Annotated in this window: 22 protein-coding genes and 1 riboswitch; of the genes, 7 read left to right on the forward strand and 15 right to left on the reverse strand. The window is 72.9% G+C overall.

The annotated features are described in order from the left end of the window. Position 1 precedes the first annotated feature (1 nt). The 3 genes from ABD194_RS07325 to ABD194_RS07335 all read right to left on the reverse strand — a co-directional run bounded on the left by ABD194_RS07325 (position 2) and on the right by ABD194_RS07335 (position 3160). On the reverse strand, positions 2-796 hold the full coding sequence (locus tag ABD194_RS07325; protein ID WP_343989659.1) for an ABC transporter permease: 795 nt from the start codon (positions 794-796) through the stop codon (positions 2-4). Then, positions 796-1782 (reverse strand): glycosyltransferase family 2 protein, encoded by a 987-nt coding sequence (locus ABD194_RS07330; RefSeq protein ID WP_343989518.1) that lies wholly within the window; start codon positions 1780-1782, stop codon positions 796-798. Before ABD194_RS07330 ends, ABD194_RS07325 begins: the two co-directional genes overlap by 1 nt. Before the next feature lie 214 nt (positions 1783-1996). Beyond that, positions 1997-3160, reverse strand: a complete 1164-nt coding sequence (locus ABD194_RS07335; RefSeq protein WP_343989520.1) for an acyl-CoA dehydrogenase family protein — start codon at positions 3158-3160, stop codon at positions 1997-1999. 141 nt (positions 3161-3301) lie between these two features. Next, a riboswitch (SAM riboswitch) is annotated at positions 3302-3421 on the forward strand. On the opposite strand from ABD194_RS07335, the gene ABD194_RS07340 reads away from it, so the two are divergent. After that, the gene (locus tag ABD194_RS07340; protein ID WP_343989661.1) at positions 3380-4837 is read left to right on the forward strand and encodes a bifunctional o-acetylhomoserine/o-acetylserine sulfhydrylase; all 1458 of its coding nucleotides are present in this window, start codon (positions 3380-3382) and stop codon (positions 4835-4837) included. Its footprint overlaps the riboswitch before it by 42 nt. Before the next feature lie 58 nt (positions 4838-4895). Beyond that, positions 4896-5933, forward strand: a complete 1038-nt coding sequence (locus ABD194_RS07345; protein ID WP_343989522.1) for an LD-carboxypeptidase — start codon at positions 4896-4898, stop codon at positions 5931-5933. Positions 5934-5961: 28 nt separating this feature from the next. Here the strand turns inward: ABD194_RS07345 and ABD194_RS07350 are convergent, their stop codons facing one another. The 9 genes from ABD194_RS07350 to ABD194_RS07390 form a co-directional block, all read right to left on the reverse strand. Then, positions 5962-7848, reverse strand: coding sequence for a Na+/H+ antiporter (locus ABD194_RS07350; RefSeq protein ID WP_343989524.1), 1887 nt, complete (start codon positions 7846-7848; stop codon positions 5962-5964). Positions 7849-7936: 88 nt separating this feature from the next. Further along, positions 7937-9145 carry an aminotransferase class I/II-fold pyridoxal phosphate-dependent enzyme gene (locus ABD194_RS07355; RefSeq protein ID WP_343989526.1) on the reverse strand — a complete coding sequence of 403 codons (1209 nt, stop codon included), beginning with the start codon at positions 9143-9145 and terminating at the stop codon, positions 7937-7939. Continuing rightward, positions 9142-10245 carry an SDR family NAD(P)-dependent oxidoreductase gene (locus ABD194_RS07360; protein ID WP_343989527.1) on the reverse strand — a complete coding sequence of 368 codons (1104 nt, stop codon included), beginning with the start codon at positions 10243-10245 and terminating at the stop codon, positions 9142-9144. Before ABD194_RS07360 ends, ABD194_RS07355 begins: the two co-directional genes overlap by 4 nt. Positions 10246-10276: 31 nt before the next feature. Further along, complete coding sequence (locus tag ABD194_RS07365) at positions 10277-11332, reverse strand: nucleotidyltransferase family protein (RefSeq protein ID WP_343989529.1); 1056 nt, start codon at positions 11330-11332, stop codon at positions 10277-10279. After that, positions 11329-12594 (reverse strand): UDP-N-acetylglucosamine 2-epimerase, encoded by a 1266-nt coding sequence (gene neuC / locus ABD194_RS07370; protein WP_343989531.1) that lies wholly within the window; start codon positions 12592-12594, stop codon positions 11329-11331. Before neuC ends, ABD194_RS07365 begins: the two co-directional genes overlap by 4 nt. 5 nt (positions 12595-12599) lie before the next feature. Continuing rightward, positions 12600-13658, reverse strand: coding sequence for an N-acetylneuraminate synthase family protein (locus ABD194_RS07375; protein WP_343989533.1), 1059 nt, complete (start codon positions 13656-13658; stop codon positions 12600-12602). Continuing rightward, positions 13655-14320 (reverse strand): acetyltransferase, encoded by a 666-nt coding sequence (locus tag ABD194_RS07380; RefSeq protein ID WP_343989535.1) that lies wholly within the window; start codon positions 14318-14320, stop codon positions 13655-13657. Before ABD194_RS07380 ends, ABD194_RS07375 begins: the two co-directional genes overlap by 4 nt. Before the next feature lies 1 nt (position 14321). Next, positions 14322-15827 carry a hypothetical protein gene (locus tag ABD194_RS07385; protein ID WP_343989537.1) on the reverse strand — a complete coding sequence of 502 codons (1506 nt, stop codon included), beginning with the start codon at positions 15825-15827 and terminating at the stop codon, positions 14322-14324. A 62-nt stretch (positions 15828-15889) separates the two neighbouring features. After that, entirely contained in the window at positions 15890-17326 is a 1437-nt protein-coding gene (locus ABD194_RS07390) for a lipopolysaccharide biosynthesis protein (RefSeq protein ID WP_343989539.1), read from the reverse strand. A gap of 153 nt (positions 17327-17479) precedes the next feature. Between ABD194_RS07390 and ABD194_RS07395 the strand changes: the two genes are divergently transcribed. From ABD194_RS07395 to ABD194_RS07405, 3 genes are read left to right on the forward strand one after another with little or no spacing between them, the layout of a single operon-like run. Beyond that, the gene (locus ABD194_RS07395) at positions 17480-18562 is read left to right on the forward strand and encodes a Gfo/Idh/MocA family protein (RefSeq protein ID WP_343989541.1); all 1083 of its coding nucleotides are present in this window, start codon (positions 17480-17482) and stop codon (positions 18560-18562) included. Next, entirely contained in the window at positions 18559-19350 is a 792-nt protein-coding gene (locus tag ABD194_RS07400) for an acylneuraminate cytidylyltransferase family protein (RefSeq protein ID WP_343989543.1), read from the forward strand. Before ABD194_RS07395 ends, ABD194_RS07400 begins: the two co-directional genes overlap by 4 nt. Continuing rightward, on the forward strand, positions 19347-20135 hold the full coding sequence (locus ABD194_RS07405; RefSeq protein ID WP_343989545.1) for an SDR family oxidoreductase: 789 nt from the start codon (positions 19347-19349) through the stop codon (positions 20133-20135). The genes ABD194_RS07400 and ABD194_RS07405 overlap by 4 nt, the downstream gene beginning before the upstream one ends. A 73-nt stretch (positions 20136-20208) precedes the next feature. Here the strand turns inward: ABD194_RS07405 and ABD194_RS07410 are convergent, their stop codons facing one another. Next, positions 20209-21228, reverse strand: coding sequence for an LLM class F420-dependent oxidoreductase (locus ABD194_RS07410; RefSeq protein WP_343989547.1), 1020 nt, complete (start codon positions 21226-21228; stop codon positions 20209-20211). 73 nt (positions 21229-21301) lie between these two features. Between ABD194_RS07410 and ABD194_RS07415 the strand changes: the two genes are divergently transcribed. After that, entirely contained in the window at positions 21302-21766 is a 465-nt protein-coding gene (locus ABD194_RS07415) for a CoA-binding protein (protein ID WP_343989549.1), read from the forward strand. Between the two features lie 7 nt (positions 21767-21773). Then, positions 21774-22451: an alpha/beta fold hydrolase gene (locus ABD194_RS07420; RefSeq protein ID WP_343989552.1), complete on the forward strand. Its 678-nt coding sequence runs from the start codon at positions 21774-21776 to the stop codon at positions 22449-22451. A gap of 19 nt (positions 22452-22470) precedes the next feature. Here the strand turns inward: ABD194_RS07420 and purE are convergent, their stop codons facing one another. Together purE and ABD194_RS07430 are read right to left on the reverse strand one after the other, a co-directional pair. After that, positions 22471-23019, reverse strand: a complete 549-nt coding sequence (gene purE, locus ABD194_RS07425) for a 5-(carboxyamino)imidazole ribonucleotide mutase (RefSeq protein ID WP_343989554.1) — start codon at positions 23017-23019, stop codon at positions 22471-22473. Next, positions 23016-24209 carry a 5-(carboxyamino)imidazole ribonucleotide synthase gene (locus ABD194_RS07430; RefSeq protein ID WP_343989556.1) on the reverse strand — a complete coding sequence of 398 codons (1194 nt, stop codon included), beginning with the start codon at positions 24207-24209 and terminating at the stop codon, positions 23016-23018. The genes purE and ABD194_RS07430 overlap by 4 nt, the downstream gene beginning before the upstream one ends. Positions 24210-24226 lie beyond the last annotated feature (17 nt).

Here is a 24226-nt window from a genome sequence, read left to right on the forward strand (position 1 = left end):
CTCAGATCTCCTTCAGCACGGCGCGCTCCATGCGCGCGAACGTCACGACACCCCAGGCCAGGAACCCGAACGACATCACCGTGCCGACGACCAGCGGGGCCACCTGCACGTGCTCCTTGAAGAACCCTGCTCGGTAGAGCTCGAGGATGCCGCTCATGGGGTTGAACCACAGCGCCGTCTGGAGCCAGTCGGGCGCCTTGTCGAGCGTGTAGATGATGGGCGTTCCGTAGAAGAGCATGCGCAGCGCGATGCGCACGACGCGGATCGTGTCGTCCGCGAGCACGGTGGCCGGGGCGAGCAGCAGCCCGATGCCGGTCTGGAGGATGAACTGCAGGACGAGGGCCACGGGGAAGAAGACGAGGCGCCAGTTGAGCCTCGTCTCTCCCAGCAGGACGTAGATGAGCACGAAGGCGAAGAGCACCGGCAGCGACAGCAGGAACTCGATCCCCTTGGCGATGACCACACGGACCACCCACAGCTCGCGAGGCAGGTTCGTCGAGCGGACCAGCTTCGCCTCGGCCACCAGGGACCGAGCGGTCTCGTTGATGGACGCGTTGAACCACTGCCACGGCAGGAGCCCGAGGAGCAGGAAAAGGAAGTAGGGCTTGTGGCCCGCGTCGCCGCGCTGGAAGATCACGGCGAAGACGAGGAAGTAGATCAGGGCCATCGCCAGCGGGTCGATGATCGTCCAGAGGTAACCGAGCCAGCTGCGGGCGTAGCGCACCCGCAGGTCGCGTTGGACGAGGGTCCCGAGGATGCTGCGGAAGGCCCAGATCCGGGCAAAGCGCTCCTGCATCACGACTCGTCTCCTTCGGGGACCAGCTGATCCGGCCTGCTGGTGAGGAAGCCCCAACCCCAGCTCATGTGCATGGTGGCGAGCACCGCCGGGACGCGCACGGCGACCCGGGCGCCCTGGCCGCGCGAGATGGCCACTCCCCCGACACCGACCCCGGCGGCATACGCGGCGGGCACCGCCCAGAGCGGCCGCCACAGCAGCCCTCCGACGACACCGGCCGCGACGGCGGCGAGGGCCGTGGGCGGGGCGAGGTAGCGGGCGTTGATGGAGCCCTTGTGCCGCGCGGCCACGACCCGGCGCCAGCGGCCGTAGTCGCGGTACTGGCGGCTGAGGGCGCGCAGGGTCGGCCGCGGGCGGTACTCGACCGTGAGGGCCGGGTCGAACCAGACGACCCCACCGGCCTGACGGATGCGGTAGTTCAGCTCCCAGTCCTGGGCGCGGGTGAAGCGGGGGTCGTAGCCGCCGGCCGCCGTCAGCCACTCGCGCCGGAAGACGCCGAGGTAGACGGTGTCGGCCGGGCCCGGCTCACCACCGGTGTGGAATCGCGCTCCGCCGACTCCCAAGGGCGAGGTCATGGCCGTGGCCACCGCCTTCTCGAAGTCGGTGACGCCTTCGGCGCGCATGACGCCACCGACGTTGGCGGCATTCGTCTCGTGCAGGACGCGGACGGCGTGCTCGATGTATCCCGTGCTGAGGAAGCCGTGGCCGTCGACCCGCACGATGATGTCGTGCTTCGCCGCGTCGACCGCGAGGTTCAGCGCCTCCGGGGTGCGCCCCGTGGGGTTCTCGACGACGGTGATGCGGGAATCGCGATCGGCGAGGCGTCGGGCCACCCCGAGGGTGTCGTCGTGGCCGGGGCCGACCGCGAGCACGACCTGGATCTCTCCCGGGTAGTCCTGGGCCACCACCGCAGCCACTGCGTCCTCGAGGTGCCGCTCCTCGTTGAGCAGCGGCATGATGACGCTGACCGGAGGTGTTGGGTCCACGCGTACGGATCCTTCTCGTTCGGGGCGATGGGGGTGCAGCAGGCGTTCGCGACCCGCACCGGGCCGAGCCAGCCTACCGCCCCGCGAAACTACCCCTGCCATCACGGGGACTCGCTGGGAGAACCGTGGCCGACCCCCGTGAACGACCGCGTGACCGAGGCACCCGGCGGGCGCACACACCGACACGGTCGCGAGGTCGCGCGCCCGGCGTTCGCTACTTCAGGAGCTGACGCGCCATGACGAGGCGCTGGACCTGGTTGGTGCCCTCGTAGATCTGGGTGATCTTCGCGTCGCGCATCATCCGCTCGAGCGGGAAGTCACTGGTGTAGCCGGCGCCGCCGAGCAGCTGCACGGCGTCGGTCGTGACCTTCATCGCGACGTCCGAGGCGTAGCACTTGGCGGCCGCGCCGAAGAACGGGAGGTCCTTGTCGCCGCGCTCGGACTTCGCGGCCGCGACGTAGACCATCTGGCGCGCGGCCTCGAGCTCCATCGCCATGTCGGCGAGCATGAACTGGATGCCCTGGAAGTCGGCGATGCGCTTGCCGAACTGCTTGCGCTCCTTGACGTAGGCGAGGGCCTGGTCGAGCGCGCCCTGCGCGATGCCGACGGCCTGGGCGCCGATGGTGACGCGGGTGTGGTCGAGCGTGCGCAGCGCGATCTTGAGGCCGTCGCCGACCTGGCCGACCACGCGGTCGCCGGGAAGCCGCACCCTGTCGAAGTGCAGCTCGCGCGTGGGGCTGCCCTTGATGCCGAGCTTGCGCTCCTTCTCGCCGAAGGTGAAGCCCTCGTCGGACTTCTCGACGACGAACGCCGTGACGTTGCCGCCGCGCGGGCCGTCGGGGTCGGTGACCGCGAGCACCGTGTAGTACTCGGAGACGCCGGCGTTGGTGATCCACGACTTCTGCCCGGAGAGCACCCACCCGTCGCCGTCCTGGCGGGCCCGACAGCGCATCGACGCGGTGTCGGAGCCCGCCTCGCGCTCGGAGAGGCCGTAGGAGAAGGTCGTCTCACCCTTGGCGAGCGGCGGCAGGTACCGCGACTTGACGTCGTCGCTCGCGGCGAGGATGAGCGGCAGCGAGCCGAGCTTGTTGACGGCGGGGATGAGCGACGCCGACGCGTCGACGCGGGCGACCTCCTCGATGACGATGCAGGTGGCGAGCGCGTCGGCTCCGACGCCGTCGTACTCCTCGGGCACGTGCGGGGCGAAGAAGTCGGAGGCGACGAGGGCGTCGTGGGCCTCCTGGGGGTAGCGCGCCTCCTGGTCCACGGCGGCGGCATACGGGGCGATCTTGTCCTCGGCGACCGCGCGGACGGCCTCTCGGAGGGCCTCGTGGTCCTCGCTGGTCCGGAACAGGTCGAAGTCGGCGTTCGTGCTCACGTTCGGTGATCCTACTCGCGGGTTCGGATTACTAGGACGTCCTAGTGATCGACGCCACGACGCTGACGTATGCCGGATCGGCGTCCACGATGAGGACACCGGTTCACGTGGGGTGACGGGGCGTACGTACACTCGCCGCTAGGTCATGAGCGCCAGCGACAAGCCCCGGCTCGCTGGCCGGCAACCCTCCTACCGCGGTGGGGTGCCCCGGGTGAGGACCTGGCCCGTCGACGCCTCCCGGCGCGCGGGCAAGCGCGGAGAGAGCCTCTCGACGGACCTCTCCCGCACCGACCCGTCGGTGCGCCGGCTGCCGAACGTGCAGTCCCGGTCACCGACACGACCGAGGAAGAGCAGCCACAGATGACCGAGCCCAACTGGTCCTTCGAGACCAAGCAGATCCACGCCGGACAGTCCGCCGACGGCAGCACCGGAGCGCGCGCGCTGCCGATCTACCAGACGACGAGCTACGTCTTCGACGACACGGACCATGCCGCAAACCTGTTCGGGCTCAAGGAGTTCGGCAACATCTACACGCGGATCATGAACCCGACGAACGACGTCGTCGAGCAGCGCATCGCCGCGCTCGAGGGCGGCGTCGGCGCCCTGCTCGTCGCGTCGGGACAGTCGGCCACGACCCTGGCGCTGCTCAACATCGCCGAGGCCGGCGACCACATCGTGGCTTCGCCCAGTCTCTACGGCGGCACCGTCAACCTGCTGAAGTTCACCTTCCGCAAGCTCGGCATCGACGTGAGCTTCGTCGAGGACCCGACGTCCGTCGACTCCTGGCGCGCGGCCGTGCGTCCCAACACCAAGGCCTTCTTCGGCGAGACCATCGCCAACCCCAAGGCCGAGGTGCTCGACATCGAGGCGGTCGCCGCGCTCGCCCACGAGAACGGCGTTCCGCTCGTCGTCGACAACACCATCGCGACGCCCTTCGTCATCCGGCCCATCGAGTGGGGAGCCGACGTCGTCGTGCACTCCGCCACGAAGTACCTCGGTGGCCACGGCACGTCGATCGCCGGGGTCATCGTCGACGCGGGCCGGTTCGACTACGCCAAGGACCCGGAGAGGTTCCCCAACTACAACACCCCCGAGGAGAGCTACCACGGTCTCGTCTTCGCGCGGGACCTCGGCGTCGGCAGCCCCCTCGGGGCCAACCTCGCCTACATCCTCAAGGCGCGCGTCCAGCTGCTGCGCGACCTGGGCCCGTCCGCCGCGCCGTTCAACGCCTTCCTCATCGCCCAGGGCCTCGAGACCCTGTCGCTGCGCCTCGAGCGGCACCTCGAGAACGCCGCGAAGGTGGCCGCGTTCCTGCAGGGCCACGAGCAGGTCGAGCGCGTCGTCTGGGCGTCGCTGCCCGAGAGCCCGTCCTACGCGACGGCGCAGAAGTACGCGCCTAGGGGCGCCGGCGCGGTGCTCTCCTTCGAGATCGCCGGGGGCCTGGAGGCGGGTAAGAGGTTCGTCGAGGCGCTGACCCTGCACAGCCACGTCGCCAACATCGGCGACGTGCGCTCGCTCGTCATCCACCCGGCCTCGACGACGCACTCGCAGGGCCCCGACGCGGACCGCCTCGCGGCCGGCGTCACGCCCGGTCTCGTGCGCCTGTCGGTCGGCATCGAGCACATCGACGACATCCTCGCCGACCTCGAGCAGGGCTTCGCCGCCGCCAAGGCCTGAGACCCACCCCGGCGAGAACGGGGCGAAGCGGATCGGCACGGCTGGCACGATGTCAGCCATGCCGATCCGCTACCCCGCCCCGCTGCGCCCCGGCGACCGGATCGGGGTGACGTCGCCTAGCTCCGGCGTCCCCGACGCCCTGTGGGCCCGGTTCGCGTATGCCGTCGGCTGCCTCCGCGACCGCGGCTTCGAGGTCGAGGTCGGCGAGCTCAACCACGCGCCCAGCCACGTCAGCGGTCCGCGTGAGGCCCGGGCGGCGGAGCTGATGGGCATGCTCCTCGACCCGACGATCCGGGCCGTCGTGCCGCCGTGGGGTGGGGAGACCTGCATCGACCTGCTCGACCTGCTCGACCTCGATGCCGTGGCCGCCGCCGAGCCGACGTGGTGCGTCGGCTTCTCCGACACCTCGACGTGGATCACGCCGCTGACCCTCAGCACCGGCATCGCGACGGTCCACGGCCAGAACCTCATGGACACCCCGTACGGCGTACCGGACGGCATACGCCACTGGGTCGACGTCGCCGGCACGGAGACCGGCGGCGAGCTCGCGCAGCGCTCCCCCGGCAGATACCGCCCCGGCGGCTGGGACGACTACGCCGCGAACCCGACCGTGGCGCAGATGACGCTCGAGGGCCGCGGCACCTGGAGCCGCATCGACCCCGGGCACGAGGACGAGCCCGTCACCTGCGGCGGACGCCTCGTCGCGGGCTGCGTGGAGACCCTCAGCTTCCTGGCCGGCGGCCGGTTCGCCGACATCGGCGCCTTCGCGCGCGACCACGCGCCCGAGGGTCTGCTCATCGCCCTCGACATCGCGGAGTGGCGCTCCCACGACATCTGCCGCGCCCTGCACGCGATGCGGCTGCGCGGCTGGTTCGACGCCGCCAACGGCATCCTCGTCTCGCGCACGAACGCGCCCGAGCCGGACGGCTTCACCCAGCACGCCGCCGTCGTCGACGCCCTCGGCATGCTCGGGCTGCCCATCCTCGCCGACGTCGAGTGCGGTCACGTGCAACCGATGCTCGCGCTCGTGCAGGGCGCGTCGACGACCGCCGTGCACGACGGCGACCGCCACACCGTCACCCAGCGCCTCGACTGACGCGCCGGCCCCTCCACCGGCGTGCGGCTCAGCCCACGACCTCGTCGAGGTAGCACCAGCGCCAGACCTCACCCGGCTCGAACGAGCGCATCACCGGGTGCCGGGTCTCGTGGAAGTGGGCCGTCGCGTGCCTGTTCTCCGAGGAGTCGCAGCAGCCGACGTGGCCGCACTCGAGGCAGAGACGCAGGTGCACCCAGCTCGTGCCGTCACGCAGACACTCCGCGCAGCCGCTGGGAGTGTGCGGCTCCGTGCAGGCTCCCGACTGCTGGAGGTGCTCGCACGGCGCCTCGATGGTGTCCACGGGAAGCATCTCGCTCTCGGCGAGCCGGCTCTCCTGGTCCTCGATCCGGTCGAGCATGGTCTCCTCGAGGTCGAGCGCGCCCAGCACGACGCGGAGCACCGCGTGGTCGGCCCGGCCCTCGTCGCGCAGCCGCAGCACCTCCGAGCGCTCCGCCTGCAGCATCTGCATGCGCGCCCGGCGGTACTTCGCGCTCGGCGTCTCGTCCGCGTCGCCGCTGCGCGGGCTGAGGCGCTCCCACAGCTGGTTGAGCCGGTCCTCGCAGCGCGAGCGCAGCAGCGCGCAGGTCGCCTCGTCGACATCGGTCATGCGGTCCAGGACGTCGAGCCCGCTGCGCGTCGCCGCCTGCATCACCGTCGCCGCCTGCAGCGCGTCCTCGCGCGGGTCCGGCCCCCGGACGCCGAGGCGCCGCGCCAGCGCCGGCAGCGTCGTGCCCTGGATGAGCAGCGTGCCCACGGTGACGACGACGGCGATGAGCACGAGCACGTTGCGCTGTGGGGTGTCGGGCGGCAGCAGCAGGGCCGCCGCGAGGGTGACCACCCCGCGCATGCCCGCCCAGGAGAGCACGACGGTGTGCGACCACGGGGCCTCGGGATCCGTGTGCGTCACCCGCGTGCGCAGGAAGCGGAAGGGCACCACCCAGAGCGGCCGCAGCACGAGCACCGCGACGAGGGTGCCGACGGCGGCCAGGGCGATCTGGCTCGGTGCGAGGTGCGAGGTGCGCACCCCGGCGACGACGTAGAAGACCTGCAGGCCGATGAGCAGGAAGACGGCGTTCTCGAGGAGGAACTGGATCGACCCCCAGTTGATCCGCTCGCTGAGGCGCGAGGCACCCGACTGGGTGCGCGGCGAACGGTGACCGAGGACCAGGCCCGCCGTCACGACGGCGATGACGCCCGACGCGTGCAGCTCCTCGGCCGGGACGTACGCCGCGAAGGGCACCATGAACGACAGGATCGTGTCGAACGCCGGCTCGGTCGAGAAGTGCCGGCGCAGCACGCCGACGAGGAACGCGATCGCGACCCCCACGGCGATGCCGCCGACGGAGGCCCACAGGAAGTCGAGCGCGACCCGGCCGACGGTGACCCCGTCGGACGCCACGCCGGAGGCCAGGCCCGCCGCGGCCAGAGCGGTGCGCAGGGAGACGAGGGCGGTCGCGTCGTTGACGAGCGACTCGCCCTCGAGGATCGCCACGAGCCGGCGGGGCAGGCCGATCCGTCGCCCGATGGCCGTGGCCGCGACCGCGTCGGGTGGTGCGACGACCGCCCCGATGGCGAACGCGACGCCGAACTCGAGGCCGAGCGCCCACCGCAGGAAGAGCGCCACGCCGAGGGCGGTGAACAGGACGAGCCCGACCGAGAGGCTGAGGATCACGCCCTTGTTGTTGCGGAAGTCGACGAGCGAGGTCTGGATCGCGGCGGCATACAGCAGCGGCGGCAGGATGCCGAGCAGCACGACGTCGGGGCTGAGGGCGACCTCGGGCACGAACGGCAGGTACGAGCCGAGGATCCCGACGACGATGAGCACGAGGGGCGCCGGGAGGTCGAACCGGTCGGCGAGCCACGACCCGGCCAGGACGGTGGCCGCGATGGCGAGCAGGCCGATGGCGATCTCCACCCCGACATCCTGCCCCACGCCGTGCGCCGGCGCGTCCGCCGTCCGGCGTGGGCGTCCCGGGCCTGCGATGTCGCTCCCAGTGAGGCGCCTACGAGAAGAAGGAACGGACCGAGAGGACCACGCGCTCCTGGTCTGCCTCGGACAGGTCCGTCGCGCACGGCAGTGACAGGCCCCGGCCGAACAACCCGTCGCCGACCGCTCCCCCGAGCACGGGCGCCGTGAGGAACGGTGGCTGCGCGTGGAGAGGTCGCCAGAGGGCGCGGGCGCCGACGCCGAGGCCGGTCAGGTGCCCCAGGAACTCGTCCCGTCCCCGGCCGTCCTCGGCCGGCATCAGGACCGAGTACAGCCAGTACGTGGCGGCCAGACCGTCGACCCTGGGCGGCAGCACGAGCGGCAGGTCGGCGAACGCCTCGTCGTAGCGGGTGGCGATGCGGTGCTTGGCGGCGACGAACTCGTCGAGCCGCTCGAGCTGGGCCAGGCCGAGCCCCGCGGCCAGGTTGGTCAGGCGGTAGTTGTAGCCGACCTCGTCGTGGAGGTAGCCGACGTCCGGCACCTTGGCCTGGGTCGTGAGGTGGCGCGCGCGGGCAGCCAGGTCGTCGTCGTCGGTGACGATCATCCCGCCGCCGCCGGTCGTCGCGATCTTGTTGCCGTTGAAGGAGAAGCAGCCGATGCGCCCGACCGTGCCGGTGTGCCGGCCGGCGTAGCGCCCCGCCGTCCACGTGGCACCGAGCGACTCCGCGGCGTCCTCGAGCACGGGTATGCCGTGTCGCTCGCAGGCATCCACGAGCGGTTCCATGTCGGCGGGCTGGCCGAGCACGTGGACGATCTCGACGACCTTCGGCTGGGCCTCCCCCGCGGCGGCCCGGCGGTCGAGCTCGGCAGCGAGCAGCACGGGGTCGAGGTTCCAGGTGGTCGTCTCGGCGTCGACGAGGACGGGACGGGCGCCGCAGTAGGCGATGGGGTTGACCGAGCCGACGAAGGTGAAGTCGGAGCACACCACGTCGTCGCCGCGCCCGACTCCGAGCAGGATCAGGCCGATGTGGATGGCGGCGGTGCCGGTCGCGCAGGCGATGGCGTGCTTCGAGCCCACCTTCTCCGCGAACCGTCGCTCGAACTCCGACACGAACGGTCCGACGGACGAGACGAACCCCGACTCGACGGCCTCGAGGACGTAGCGGCGCTCCAGCTCGCCGATGTTGGGCACGGCGAGCGGGATGGTGCCCTTGGGCCCGCGGGCGCCGGGCGCGTGCGCCTCACCGGTCGGGACGGCTCCTGGAACGCCGCCGGTGGCGGTCACCGGTGGTACCGCCCGGCCGTCTCGGGGTCGACGCGCGGTCGGAGCCACTCGGCGGTCGCAGCGAGCCCGTCCTCGAGCGAGACGGTCGGCGCCCAGCCGAGCACCTCGTTGGCCCGCGACGGGTCGGACAGCAGGATCTGGACCTCGGACCCCTCGGGGCGGATGCGGGCGCTCTCGGTGACGATCTCCGCGTCGCTCCCGGTCACCTTGCGGCACAGCTCGACCACGTCGCCCACCGAGACGGTGCGCCCGGTGCCGAGCTGGATCGTCGTGCCGGGCGCGACGTCGGTGAGGGCCGCGCGCACGAAGCCGTCGGCCGTGTCCGCGACGAAGGTGAAGTCACGCTTCGGCGAGACGTCGCCCAGCCTGAGCTGGCCGGCGCCGGCGAGCAGCTGCGAGAGCACCGTCGGGATGACGGCACGCGTGGACTGGCGCGGACCGAAGGTGTTGAACGGGCGCAGCGTGGTCACGGGCGTCTCGAACGACAGGGCGTACGACTCGCACATCTTGTCGGCGGAGATCTTCGTCGCGGAGTAGGGCGACTGGCCCCGCAGCGGGTGCGCCTCGGTGATCGGCACCTCCTCCGGCGTGCCGTAGACCTCGGAGGTGGACGTGTTGACCATCCGGGGGGTGCCGTGCCGGCGGACCGCCTCGAGCACGTTGAGGGTGCCGATCACGTTCGTCTCGACGTAGGAGCGGGGAGCCACGTAGGAGAAGGGGATCGCGATCAGCGCGGCGAGGTGCAGCACGACGTCGACGCCCTCGGTGCTCGCCGCGACGTGCTCCGGGTCCCGGATGTCGCCCAGGACGACCTCGGCCTGGCCGTCGCGCACCGCCGTGCGGAACGTCTCGGACTCGTCGAGCCAGCCGGTCGAGCCGTTGGAGTTGTAGAGGCAGAAGGCGCGCACCTGCGCCCCCTCGGCGACGAGGCGCTCCACGACGTGCGAGCCGATGAAGCCGTCCGAACCCGTGACGAGCACGGTCCTGCCCGCGAGCGAGCCCTCGACCGGGCGGGCAACGAGGTCGGCTCCTGCCTCGGCTCCGAGACCGTCGGCTCGGGGGTCGCCGGCGGAGGTGGTGGGGCCGGGATGTGTTGTCACAGCTGCCTTCTCGTCGTCGTCTGGTGGTCGCTCACGGGTGGCCCTTGGCGCGGGCGAGGTCCTTCGGTGTGCCGACGTCGATCCACTCGCTCTGGATGGGCCACGCCGTGACCGGCTCCTCGCGCTCGAGGCACGTCTCGACCAGCCCCGGCATGGTGCTCGGCTCGCCCTCCGGCAGCCAGGCGAGCGCGCGTGGCTCGACGGCATACACGGCCGCGTTGATGTCGAAGGTCAGGGTCGGCTTCTCGGAGACGCCGGTGACCCGACCGCCCGTGCTCTCCACGACCCCGAAGGGGACCTCGTGCTGGTACGTGCGGGTGGCGACGGTGAGCACCGCGCCGGTGCGCCGGTGGGCGTCGAGCAGGTCGCCCGCGTCGAACTCGACCATGAGGTCGCCGTTCATCACGAGCACGGGGGCGGCGAGGTCGGGTCGCTCCTCGCGCAGCAGCGTGAGCGAGCCGGCCGTGCCGAGCGGCCGGTCCGGGGCCTCGCGCAGGTAGCGCACCGTGCAGCCCAGCCGGGACCCGTCGCCGAGGTGCTCCTCGATCTGGTGCGCGAGGTAGTTGACGCTGACGTAGATGTCGCGGATGCCGTTGCCGACGAGGCCGAGCACGATCCACTCGAGGATGGAGCGCCCGGCCACGGTCATCAGCGGCTTGGGGGTGTCCTTCGTCAGGTGGCCGAGGCGGGTGCCGCGGCCGCCGGCCATGACGACGGCGACGTTGGGCAGCGGCGGGGACCCCACGACGTCCGAGAGCGTGTGGAGGCCGACGAGGACGCCAGTCCCGTCGAGCGCCGGCACCGCGGAGATGCGCAGTGCCTGCATGAGGTCGAGCACGAGGGCTCGGGGAGAGCCGGCCGGGACGACGTGCGGCGAGCGGGTGGCGTGCTCGAGCGCGGGGTCCTCCAGGCTCGAGCCCTTGAGAACGGCTCTCCGCAGGTCCCCGTCGGTGAGCAGGCCGGTGAGCCGCCCGGCGTCGTCGACGAGGAGGCACACGAGCGTGGCGCTGCGGTCGACGACCTCGAGGGCCTCGCGGATGGTGGCCGTCGTCGGCGCGCAGGCCGCACGCAGGTCTCGAGCCGTCACTCCTCCTCCTCCTCCCGGTCAGCGCGACCGGTGCGGTCGCCGTGGTCGATCCGCTCGGCGTGGGCCGGCAGTGCTGTCGCGGTCGCCGCCTCCGACGCCGGCAGGTCGCGGAACGGCTTGACCCGCGGCGCGAGCGCCGCTGACCGAACGATATCGAGGATGCGGGCGCTGGCCCCACCGGTGCCGTAGGGGTTGGGAACGTGGGCCGAGTGCTCCCGCCAGCGGGGCGCCAGGGCCGTGCGCAGCGCGGTCTCCACCGGGAGGCGCCCCTCGGCCGCGTGCACGACGTTGTCGCCGCGCAGCCGCCCCCGCTGTCGCTCGCCGATGTCGACCGCCGGGACGTGCACGGTGGCCGCCTCGATGACGCCGGAGCTGGAGTTGCCGACGACGACGTCGGCGCTCGCCAGCACGCGGGGGTAGTCACGCCCGAGGGCCGCGACGAGGCGCAGGCGCGGTTCGCGGGCCGCCACCGCGGTGAGCGCGGCGAGGATCTCGTCGCGGCCGTCGTCCATCCCGGGGTGCGTGGCGACGACGGTGCCGCACGTGGCGAGGGCCGCCTCGACCGCGGCGCGCGCCCACTCGCCCATCGGAGCATCGGGCTGGGCGGTCGGCGGGTGGTAGGTGAACAGCGCGAGGGGCCGCTCCACGGCGGTGCCCACCAGCGCCGCCAGCTCCTCGTCGGGGAGGGGCCGCGCGCCCGCGAGCCGGTCGAGCCCCGGGGCTCCGGTCACGTGGATGCGTTCGGCCGGCTCCCCCAGCTGCCGCACCCGCACGGCTGCGTCCTCGGAGGCGACGCAGTGCTGGTCGGCCAGCTTGGTGACGGCGTGCCGCACCCGCTCGTCGAGCGCCCCCTCGGTCACCTCTCCCCCGTGCAGGTGCACGACCGGCACCCCGAGGAGCACGGCCGGAGGAACGACGTAGAGCAGCTCCCACCGGTCGCCGAGGACGACGAGCACGTCCACCGAGTGCTCACGCAGCGCGAGCCCGGTGGCCCGTGACAGGACGGCGCCCTGCTCCAGCTGCGCGTCCACGCTGACGTCGGTCATGGGGTCGGCGAGCGGCACCACAGCGGCGCGCCACGCCTCCTCGGGGGCGCTCGTGGGCAGGGCCGCGACGAGGTCGTCGGCGGCATACATGACGCCGGTCAGCACCCGCAGGGTCACGTCGTCCGCGGACTGCAGCGCCTCCAAAACCGGCGAGAGCGGGCCCAGGTCGGCGCGGGTCCCGACGAAGGCGGCGACGGTGAGCGGGGCGGACACCACGCGGCTCAGGGCTCGAGGTCGGCGTCGGTGACGGGCGCGCCGGCCTGGACGCCGCGGGCGACGACGCGCCCGCGGATGTCGACGGCGGGACTGATGCCGCCCTCGGGACGCAGCAGCTGCAGGTCGTCGCCGGTCAGCTCGGTGCCCGGTGCGAGCGCGTGGGCGGCGTGCCAGGAGCGCCGCACGAGCACGGCGTTCTCCTCCTCCGAGGGCATCCGCACCTTGACGCCGTCGCCGAGCGCCCGGGCCAGCTGCTTGGTCGTCGCGACGTAGTCGGTGAGCTCGGCCGGCTCGAGGCTGGCCAGGTGGTCGGGCCCCGGGAGGGTGCGGTCGCTCGTGAAGTGCTTCTCGAGGATCGGCGCCCCGAGCGCGACGGCGCCCAGCGCCGTCGTCAGCCCCGGCGTGTGGTCCGACCACCCCACGGGTATGCCGTGCAGCTCGGTGAGGCGCGGGATGACCCGCAGGTTGCACTCCTCCACGGGGGCGGGGTACGCCGAGACGCAGTGGAAGAGGACGAGCCCGGGCGCGTCGGCGCAGGCCTCGACCGCGGCCTCGACCTCCTCCTCGGTGCCCATGCCGGTCGAGACGAGCAGGACGATCCCCAGGCGCGACATCTCGCGCAGGTAGGGCAGGTTGGTCAGCTCGCCGGAGCTCACCTTGAGCGCCGGCAGCCCGAGGTCGACGAGCATCTCGGCGCTGTCGAGGTCGAAGGGGGTCGACAGGAACGTCGTGCCGGCCTCCGTGGCATGGTCGCGCAGCTCGACCCAGGCCTCCTTGGGCAGGGTGAGTGCCTCGAGGAGGCTGCGCTGGTCGGTCGAGCCGCCGCGGTCCCGCTGGTAGGGCGTCGTGGCGGCCGCCGACGAGACGAGCTTGTCGGGCGAGAAGGTCTGGAACTTCACCGCGTCGGCGCCCGAGGCCACCGCGATGTCGACGAGCCGGTGGGCGAGGTCGATGTCGCCGTTGTGGTTCACGCCCGCCTCGGCGATCACGAAGACGTCACCGGGCGTCGGCACGAGCGCCGGGCCGATCGCGACCGGGGTGACGGCGTTCAGCGGGTCGATCATGCGGGATCTCCAGACAGGTGGGGGGCGGGGGCGGCTCGGGGGCGCACGCTCGCCGGGACGCCGACGACCGTCTCGCCGTCGGGGACGTGCGCGGTCACCACGGCGCCGGCACCGACGGTGACGCCGGCCCCCACCGTGACGAGCGGCAGCACACGGGCGCCGCTGCCGACGAGCGCGCCGTCACCGACCGACGCGCCGCCGAGGACGACGGCGCCGGGGGCGACGTGGGCGCCCACGCCCACGCTGCAGTCGTGCTCGACGACGGCCGCGGTGTTGACGAGCACCGCCTCCCCGAGCCGGCTGGCCGGGCCGACGTGGGCGTGCTCGAGCACGACGCAGCCGGGTCCGAGGACGCTTCGCTCAGAGACGGTGGCGGTGGTGGCCACGACAGGCGGCACGGACAGGCCGCGGGCCAGCAGCTCACGGACCAGGCGCGTACGGGCCGGTCCTGCCCCGATGGCGACGACGAGACGAAGGCCCCGGGCGGTCGCGAGCTCCACGGCTGCCCGGTCGTCGGTCAGCACCTCGACGTGCCACGGCTGGCCCTCCGGGGCGCTGCCGGAGACGGCGACGACCGGCTGGCCGGCGCGCTCCAGCACGTCGACGACCGAGCGGGCGTGGCCGCCGGCGCCGAGGACGATCCAGCCGACCTCGTCGGTCACCTCAGACCGTCCCGGTCGACGGGCGCCCGGCGCCCGCGGCTGCGGACGGTGGCGCCCCTGCGGACGGTGGCGCCCCTGCGTCTCCGGCGGTGACGCCGGACCGGTGACCGAGGGAGGCAGCCGCCTCGGCGAGGGCGCCGCCGACCTTGCGGATGTTGTCCTGCTCGAGGACCGCAGGCACCCGCGGCGGGTCGAGCACGAGGCCCTCCCACGAGTTGCGCACGTAGTCGTGGACGAACCACTCGTCGATGGACGCCTGGTCGGCGCCCAGCGACTCCCACCCGCGGTCCGCGACGAACTGGGTGAGGTCTTCCGGAGAGTCGAGGCGGGCAACGTTGCCGAGGCCGCTCCACGGCATCTCGGCGCCGGTGACGACGGGCAGCCCGAGCAGCCCGGCCTCGAGGCCGACCGTGCCGGTGGCCGTGACGGTGAAGACGGCTTGCTTCATCAGCTCACGGGAGTCGGCGAACGGGTCGATCGTGGCGATGTTGGGGTGCGCGTCGAACTGCGGCCAGTAGTCGGGGTCGCGGCGCCACATGAAGTGCGCGTGCTCCTTGACCGCGACGCCGATGTCGAGGGGCGCGAGCGCCTCGGCGAGGACGCGGGCGGTGTAGGCCTGGTCGCGCCACTCCTGGCCCATGACGTCGGCGCTGGACTCGGGCTGCACCTGCAGCGGCAGGAAGACGAACTTCTCGGGCACGGGGTCCCAGCGCCGGCCCTGGTACTCGCGCAGGTTGAGGCGGGCCTTGACCGGGTTGAGCCACGGCAGGCGGGCGTAGTCCGACGGCTTGGGCAGCTGGAGGTTGGCACCGCGGTCGAGGGCGAACTCCCTGATCCGGTCGCTCGCGAGCCGCCAGATCTCCTGGCCGGTCTCGACCTGCAGGTTGCGGGCGAAGCCCATCGGCCGGCCGTGCTCGGCGCGCCAGGTGTCGATGAACTCCTGACCGGCAGCCACGGCCGAGGGGTCCTCGACCTGCCGCTCCCACAGCGTGATGCCCTTGGGCGCGCCGATGAGCCCGAAGCGGTCGGAGGGCAGCCGTATGCCGCGTGGCCAGGTCGCGAGGCCGCCGTGGTGGGTGACGAGCCCCGCGGTCAGCAGCTCGGAGGTCACGGTGAACTCGACGAGCGCCAGCACCGGGCCACTCCCGGCGATGACGGCCTCGAGCTCCTCGGCGGCGAGGTTGAGGAAGTTCATCGCGGTGTCCACGCGGTTGCGCCGCAGGGCCCGCTCCGACACGAGCAGGTCCAGGGGGTCGAGACCGACGCCCGCACAGGCCCGCTTGAGAGCGGCGTGGGGCGCGAGGCCACTGACGACGTTGGCCTTGCGCGCGGCGGCATACGGCAGCCGGACGACGGTGGCGCGCGGGGCGTGCCGGCGCACCCAGGTGAGGTTGGCGTCGGTGCGCGCGATCAGGACCAGGTCCTTCGTCTCGAAACCGGCGTGCACCAGCGCAGGGACGAGCAGGTCGTCGTAGCCCAGGCCCATGTGGACGAGCGGTGTCACCACGAAAGCGTCTCTCCTGCGTGTCGGTGCCGCCGGCCCGGGGTGGGCCGCACGAGCGCCTCATCCTATCCGCGCAGCACCCGCACGATCCGCGGCGCGAGGACGAGCGCGCCCGCTGCCACGAGCGCGGCGAGGGCGAGGCGCAGCCAGGCCCCCGGGCCGCTCAGGGGCAGGACGGCTCCGGCGAGCGCCAGCGCCGCCCCGCCCAGGGCCACGACGGCCACCCGGCGCGGCCACCGCAGCGACGAGTGCGTCCGGGCGAAGCGGGTCGTCAGGGCCATGAGCACGACGTAGCCGAGCGCCTTGGCCACGGCGATGCCGACGACGCCACCCGTGGCACCCGCTCCGGGCGCGAGCCACAGCGCGACGAGGACGACGACGGCCAGCGCCGCCAGCGCGGACCAGGCGAGTCGCCCGGTGCGCTCCGCGTCGAGGACGGCCAACGAGGAGCCCTGGTAGAGCATGTACGAGATCGACACGGTGCAGATGACGCCGAGGGCCCCCACCATCGCCACGTGGTCGAAACCGGGGTCGGCCATGACGGCGACGAGCCAGGGGCCGAGCAGCGCCACCCCGGCCGCTCCTGCCGCGACCACGGTCGTGAGGGCCGTGCCCGTCCGGGCCGTCCACGCCCAGCGGCGGTCGAGCGGGTGCGACAGCACGAGCGGGCCCCACGCGTTGAAGAGGGCGACCGCGAGGACGAAGGGCATGTTCCCGAGCTGGAGGGCGACCTGGTAGGTGCCGGCTCCGGCCTCGCCCACCAGAGCACGGGCGAGCAGGACGTCGCCGGAGAGCAGGCCGAGCATCGCGGCCGCCTGCGGCAGCAGCGGCGCAGCGAGGCGGACCCCTGCCCTGACGCGCTCCCGCTCGACGGTCGGCGGCAGCGGGCGGGCCACGGCCAGAGACACGACGGCCGCCACGACGAGGACCACCGCGTATGCCGTCAGGTACCTCCCCGAGGTGGGCTCGCCGCGGGCCGCGAGCAGTCCCGCGAGCTGGGCGCCGACCGTCGCGAGGACGGCGAGGGCCAGGAAGCCCCACGGCTGCAGGCGTGCCCGCATCAGGGTCTGGCCCGCGACCACGGTGGTCAGCGCCACGGCGGCCACCACGAGCGGCACCCACTGCCCGAGGTCGGCGTGGCCCGTTGCCGAGAGGACGAGCGCCAGGGCAAGGCCCACGACGCCGAGTCCGACGGCGAGCAGGACCATCGTCCCGGCGAGGGCCCGGGCGACGCGCGGTCCCTCTTCGCCGCGGTGATGCTCCCGCAGCACCACCTGCGGCAGGCCTGCCGCCGCGATGGTGCCCACCATCTGCACGAGGACGAGTCCCGTCGCCACGCGGCCGAACTCGGCGGCGCCCAGCACCCGTGTTGCGAAGGGCAACACGAGGAGCACGCCCAGACCCTGCAGGGCGGTGCCGACGAGGTAGATGACCGCGTGGCCGCCGAGCGACGCGCCGGGACGGCCGGCGGTGGGCGCAGGACTGGAGGGCGGGCGGGGCACAGACCCGAAGGTACCGGTGCCGTGCAGGGCCACTCGTCAGCCACCCGCACACCTCGGAGCCGGGCGCGCGCCGGAGGCGGCGAGCGGCTGTCCGGCCGGAGTGCGGCTGTCGGGACGTGGGCGGCGGGCGGCCCCGTCCTCTAGCCTGCAGGGATGCCGAGCCTGTCGCCGTCCTCGCTGCGCGTCGTCGTGCGCGGCGCCGGCTCCATCGGTCAGCGCCACGCGCGGGTGTTCCGCCAGGAGGGTGCCGACGTGGCCCTCTGGCCGGTCCGCGACCGCGGCCTCGGCCCCGACTCTGTCGACGCCGTCGACGAGGCGACCGGAGCGCGCCTGCTCGACGACTCGACCGGACCCGCGGCGCTGCGGGATGCACTCGTCGTCGTCGCGACCGACACCTCCCGCCACGTCGCCGACGCGCTCCAGGCGCTGGACTCCGGAGCGACCGCCGTCCTCGTCGAGAAGCCCGTCGCCACGACGGCGGATGACGCGACGGCCCTGACGGAGCACCCCCGGTCTGGGGACGTGTGGGTCGCGGCTCCCCTGCGCGCCCACGAGGCGTTCCGGCACCTGCACCGCCTGGTGGGCCGCCTCGACGAAGGTGGGTCGGCCCACGTCTGGTCGCAGTCGTGGTTGCCCGACTGGCGACCCGCCCGCGACTACCGGGAGTCCTACTCCGCCCGCCCGGACGAAGGTGGGGTCCTGCGCGACCTCGTCCACGAGATCGACTACGCCACAGTGCTCTTCGGTGCGCCCACGCTGGTCGGGGCTCGGGTCGCGACGAGCGGTCCGCTGGACATCGCGGCCGACCAGGCGGCCACCCTGCTGTGGGCGGCCGGTCGTTTCGACATCACGGCGCGCCTCGACTACACCACCCGTCCCACGACCCGCGGCGTCGTCGTCCACTCCCCCGCCGGCATCCTCGAGTGGGACGTGGTCCGGGCCACCATCCGGCACACCACCCCCGACGGCGACGTGACGGAGCAGGTCTTCGACCACGACCTCGACCGTGACATCGTCATGGGCACGCAGGCACGGGCCGCGCTCGAGCTGCGCGCCTGGGCGCCGGCACAGCAGCGCATCCCGCGGGGAGCCCCCGCCAACCTCGCCGAGGGCGTCGCCGCGGTCCGCCTCTGCGACGAGGCCCGCGCCTTCGACGGACGCTGCACCACCCCCGCCACCGACCCCCCGCACGACACCCAGCACGACGCCGAGGACCACACGGAGGACGACTCGTGACCGACCCGAGGCCGCGCGTGCTCGCCGTCATCCCCGCGCGAGGGGGCTCCAAGGGTCTGCCTGGCAAGAACATCCGGACGCTCCGGGGCCTGCCGCTCCTCGCCCACAGCATCCGCGCCGCCGCGCTGACGCCCGAGGTGACCAGGTGCGTCGTCACGACCGACTCGGCCCAGATCGCCGACGTCGCCCGAACCCACGCCGGCGACGTGCCCTTCCTGCGCCCGGCGGAGCTCGCCGCCGACGACACCCCGATGGCCCCGGTGGTCCGCCACGCCCTCGAGTGGGTCGAGCGCGAGGAGGACACGGCATACGACGCCGTCCTCCTGCTCGACCCGACGAGCCCGGCCCGGGCGCCCGCGCAGCTGGCCGAGGCGGTGCGCCGCCTGGTGGCGAAGCCGGCCCTCGACGGAGTGATCAGCGTCTCCGAGCCGACCTTCAACCCGGTCTGGGTCGGTGTGCGCCCCGACGACGAACGTGACGGCGCCCTGACCCGCTTCTTCGAGTCCGGCGCCGGCGTGACCCGCCGCCAGGAGGTCACGCGCTTCCTGAGGATCAACGGCAACTTCTACCTCTGGCGGGCCGACTTCGTCCGCCGCCTCGAGTCCTCGTGGTTCGACGAGGGCACCCACGAAGGTCTCGAGATCCCCGAGGCCCAGGCGTTCTCGATCGACGACGACTACGAGTTCCGGCTCATCGAGGCGCTCGTGGACGCCGGCCTCATCTCCCTGCCGTGGCTCGAGACCGGCACCGAGACCGACACCGAGACTGCCCCGGAGGACGCCCGATGACGAGTGAACCGACCACCGACCTCAGCGGACGCACCGCCGTCGTGACCGGCGGAGCCGGCCCGCTCGGCCGTGTCCTGTCCGACGCCCTCGCCTCGGCCGGGGCGCGCGTCGTGGTCGTCGACCTCGACGAGTCCGCTTGTGCCGCAACGGCGAACGACCTGCACGGCTCGGGCCACCTGGCCCTGGGCGCCAACCTGCTCGACCCGCAGGGGCTGTCCCACGTCGTCGAGGCCGTCACCGACCTCGGTGCCTGCGACGTGCTCGTCAACAACGCCGCCTTCACCGGCACCTCGGGGGTGCCCGGGTATGCCGTCCCGTTCGAGGAGCAGACCGACGAGGCCTTCGCGATGGCGCTCGGCCTCAACCTGACCGCGCCCTTCTCGCTGACCCGTCGCCTCGCCCCCCTGCTGCGTGCCGGCGGTCACGGCAGCGTGGTCAATGTGTCGAGCATCTACGGGCTGGTCGGGCCGAACATGGGTCTCTACGAGGGCACCCGGATGGGCAACCCGGCCGCCTACGCCGCCAGCAAGGGCGGCCTCGCGCAGCTGACGCGCTATCTCTCGACCGTGCTGGCACCGCACGTGCGGGTCAACGCCTTCGCCCCCGGCGGCATCGCGCGCGGCCAGGACGATGCGTTCGTCGAGCGCTACGAGCGGCTCACGCCGTTGGGCCGGATGGGCACCGAGGACGACTTCCGCGGCGTGGTCACGTGGCTCGCCTCGGACGCGTCGGCATACGTCACCGGGCAGGTCGTGGCGGTCGACGGCGGCTGGACCGCCTGGTAGCAGAACGGGTCGATGTGTTCCACGGTCACGGAGGGCCGCAGAACACATCGACCCGACGAGGGCTGGGAGGGGATCAGCCCTTGAGCTCGGGGGCGACCTTCTCCTCGAACAGCTCGATGCCGGAGCGGTCGTAGGCGGCCTCACCGAAGTAGGTGATCGCATACGTCATGCCGCGCGACTGCATGTCCTTGAGGACCTCGACGATCTGCTCGGACGTGCCGACGGCCGGCTGGCGGCGCAGGCCCTCGACGTGCTCCTCGACCTTCGCGTCGGGCACGCCGCCCCTGCGCAGCAGCTCGCCGTTGAACTTCAGGCGGTCCTCGACGTCGGACTCGGTCTCGCCGATGACGACGTTGTAGTTGGCCGAGCGGACGATCTCGCCGAAGTCGCGGCCGAGGTCGTCGCAGTGGCCCCTCAGGATCTCGCTCTTGTGGTCGAAGCCGTCGGCACTGCCGTCGAAGTTGGTGTAGTCGGCGTACTGCGCCGCGATCTTCAGCGTCACCTTCTCGCCGCCGCCGGCGATCCACATCGGGATGCCGTTGATCGCGCTGCCCGGGTGGCTCGTGCCCTGCAGGGGACGGGGCGCGCAGATGGCGCCGTCGACCTGGTAGTACTTCCCGTCCAGCGTGGCCGACCCCTTGGTCCACATGTCGCGGAAGATCTGCACGCCCTCGCGGAGGGCGCCGAGACGGTCACCGACCTTCGGGAAGCCGTAGCCGTAGGCGCGCCACTCGTGCTCGTACCAGCCGCCGCCGATGCCCATCTCGGTGCGACCACCGGAGATGACGTCGACGGTGGCGGCGACCTTGGCGAGGTAGGCAGGGTTGCGGTAGGCCATGCACGTGCACATCTGGCCCAGACGGACGCGGCTCGTGGCGGCGCCGAAGCCGGCCATCAGCGACCACGCCTCGTGCGTCGCCTCGTCCGACGGCTGCGGGACCGTGTGGAAGTGGTCGTAGACCCAGATCGACTCGAAGACGTCGCCGTCGTCGGCGTGCTTGGCGAGGTTGACCATGGCCTCCCACTGCTGGGCCGGCTCGATGCCGACGAGGTCCATCCTCCAGCCCTGGGGCACAAACATTCCAAATCGCATCCGCCCATCCAACCACGGCCTTCTGGGCGAGGGCCGGACAGGCCGGACCTCCCATGCGTGTGAGGATGGCGCCATGAGCGCGCACCGCAACGACCCTGCCGTCATCCGCGACCTGCTCCACACGCCGGCCACCTGGGCCGTCGTGGGCCTCGGCGCCAACCCCGACCGGACGGCATACGCGGTCTCGCTGTGGCTCCAGCGTGAGCTCGGGCTGCGGCTGGTTCCGGTGCACCCGAGCGCTGCGAAGGTGCACGGCCGGCAGGGCTACGCGACGCTCGCCGACATCCCGGACGGCACCGTGGTCAAGGTCGTCGACTGCTTCGTCAACAGCGAACGGGTGGGTCAGGTGGTCGACGAGGCGATCGCCGAGCGCGAGCGGCTCGGCATCGAGGCGCTGTGGCTGCAGCTCGGCGTCGTCGACGAGGACGCCGCGGCTCGGGCCGAGGCCGCCGGCCTGGCCGTCGTCATGGACACCTGCCCGAAGATCGAGTACCCCCGTATCCAGCCGGGCGACGGCGCCAACGCCGTCACCGACTGAGCCGACGGTGGCCGTGGTCAGCCTGCACTCACAGCACTGGGGCAGCCCCGGTGCGCGGCCGCCCGCGCTCCTCGTCCACGCGACGGGCGACACCTCGGCCGACTGGACGCAGGTCGCGGAGGAGCTCGCGAGCGACCGGCTCGTCGTCGCCGTCGACCTGCGCGGCCACGGCTCGAGCCCGTGGCCCGGCAGCTACGCCCTGACCGAGCTGGCGGACGACGTCGAGGCCGTCGCGGCCGCCCTCGCCGCCGAGCACGGTCGCCCCCTCGACCTCGTCGCCCACTCGCTCGGTGGGCTCGTCGCCTGCCTCGTGGCCAGCAGACGACCGGAGCTCGTCCACCGCCTCGTCCTCGAGGACGTGCCGGTGCCGCACCCCCGCGAGCCGCGGCCCCCGACCCGACCCGACGGCGACCTGGCGTTCGACTGGGAGGCGGTGCTGCAGGTCCGAGCGCAGATCGACCACCCGGACCCGGACTGGCCCCACGTCGTCGCGGGCATCCGGGCACCGACGCTCGTCGTCTGGGGTGGTCCGAGCAGCCCGATGCCGAGCGAGCACGTCAGGGAGCTGGCCGAGACGGTCGTCGACGGCCGGCTCGTACGCATCGACGCAGGACACCTCGTCCACGCGAGCCAGCCCGCCGTGTTCACCGCAGTCGTGCGCGGCTTCCTGGCGCTGCCCGACTGAGCCGTGGCGCGGCGGAGGCTCAGTCCAGCCCGCGCGCGACCTCGTCGCGCAGCTTGACGCCCTTGGCGTGGGCCTGGTCGCGCAGCTCCGCCTGGAAGGCGACCATCTGCTCGCGCACGTCGCCGGCCAGCTCGTCGCTGCCCGTCCCGACGATCCGTGCGGCCAGCAGGCCGGCGTTGCGCGCCCCGCCGATCGAGACCGTCGCGACCGGCACGCCGGCCGGCATCTGCACGATCGAGAGCAGCGAGTCCATGCCGTCGAGGTACTTCAGGGGCACGGGGACCCCGACCACGGGCAGCGGTGTCACGGAGGCGAGCATGCCCGGCAGGTGCGCTGCTCCCCCGGCGCCGGCGACGAGGACGCGCAGGCCCCGGGCAGCGGCCCCCTGGCCGTAGGCGATCATCTCGCCGGGCATGCGGTGGGCCGAGACGACATCGGCCTCGTAGGGGATGTCGAACTCCTCGAGCGCCCGGGCCGCCTCGCGCATCACGGGCCAGTCGCTGTCGCTGCCCATGACGATCCCGACCACGGGAGCCGGGGCCCCGACCATCTCGGTGTCGGCGGTCATTCGGTGATCACTCCTCGCAGGTAGTCGGCCGCGTGGCCGGCGCGCTCGCGTGCGTCCTGCAGGTCCGCGCCGCTGACGTTGACGTGCCCGATCTTCCGGCCGGGACGCACGCCCTTGCCGTAGACGTGCACCTTGGCGCCGGGGTCGCGCGCCATGATGTGCCGGTATGCCGGGTAGAGGTGCTCGTAGTCTCCGCCGAGCACGTTGGCCATGACGGTCCAGGGCGCCCGCGGGCGCGGGTCGCCGAGCGGCAGGTCGAGCACGGCCCTCAAGTGCTGCTCGAACTGGCCCGTCACGGCGCCGTCCATCGACCAGTGCCCGCTGTTGTGCGGGCGCATGGCCAGCTCGTTGACGACGTAGGAGGAGCCACCGTCGGGGGCGGGGACCTCGAACATCTCGACGGCGAGCACCCCCGTCACCCCGAGCTCGCCGGCGATGCGCAGCGCGGCCTCGGTGGCCACGGAGGCGAGGTCGGCGTCGAGGGCGGGGGCGGGGGCCAGGACCTCGGTGCAGATGCCGTCGGTCTGGACCGTCTCGACGACCGGCCACGCAGCCGCCTGGCCCGAGGGGCTGCGGGCGATGAGGACGGCGAGCTCGCGCACGAAGCCGACCTTCTCCTCGAGCAGGAGCCCGCCCTCGAGGGGGCCCGGCTCGCCGATGCGGCCGATCCAGTCGGCGAGGTCGTCGGCGGACGAGGCGATCGCGACACCCTTGCCGTCGTAGCCGCCACGCGGGGTCTTGGCCACGACGGGCCAGCCGACCGCGTCGCCGAAGCTCGTCACCTCGTCGGCGGTCGTGGCGCGGGTCCAGCGGGGGCAGGCGATGCCGAGTGCGCTGAGTCGTTCGCGCATGGCGAGCTTGTCCTGCGCGAAGTGCAGCGCGGCTCGCGACGGGTGCAGCGCCACGCCGTCGGCCTCCAGGGCCTCGAGGACGTGGGGTGGCACGTGCTCGTGGTCGAACGTCACGACGTCGCAGTGCTCGGCGAAGGCACGGATCGCCTCGTAGTCGGTGTGCTCGCCGACGGGCGAGCTCGGCACGACGAGGGCAGCGGCAGCGGTGTCGCTCTCGGCGAGCACCGAGAGCTGGATGCCCAGCTCGACGGCCGGGCCCTGCATCATGCGGGCTAGCTGTCCGCCGCCGACCACGCCGACGACGGGGAATCCTCCGGGGGCGCGCTTGGGCTGGCTCACGACCGCCAAGCCTAGTG

Source organism: Terrabacter terrae (assembly GCF_039529575.1).
Taxonomy (GTDB): Bacteria; Actinomycetota; Actinomycetes; order Actinomycetales; family Dermatophilaceae; genus Terrabacter; species Terrabacter terrae.